Source organism: Gemmiger formicilis, assembly GCF_016901605.1.
GTDB lineage: Bacteria > Bacillota > Clostridia > Oscillospirales > Ruminococcaceae > Gemmiger > Gemmiger formicilis_B.
In genome coordinates this window covers 1-214 of the sequence record NZ_JACJKP010001085.1, presented here as the reverse complement: position 1 = coordinate 214, position 214 = coordinate 1, and the positions used below count along the sequence as shown (strand labels likewise).

The 214-nt window shown below is 58.9% G+C and carries 1 pseudogene; it reads left to right on the top strand.

Annotated elements, in window-relative coordinates:
* Nucleotides 1–15: 15 nt before the first annotated feature.
* Nucleotides 16–214 (top strand): annotated as a pseudogene (locus tag H6B10_RS18650) (hypothetical protein); the annotation flags it as partial.

Below are 214 nucleotides of genomic sequence, written 5' to 3'. Positions count from 1 at the left end.
CATGGTTGCCTGCTCATGCTGTTGCGGTACGGCCTGCAGTTGTCCGGCCTGCAGCTTTTCCAGTGCTGCAACCAAAGTTTTGGCGCCAATGGCACTGACACGGTCAAACAGCTGGCGGTGCAGCACGGCATTCCGGTGTATCAGCCGCGTACGCTGCGCGATGGTTCCTCGGACGATCTGATCCGGGAATTGGCGCCTGACATTATCGTTGTGG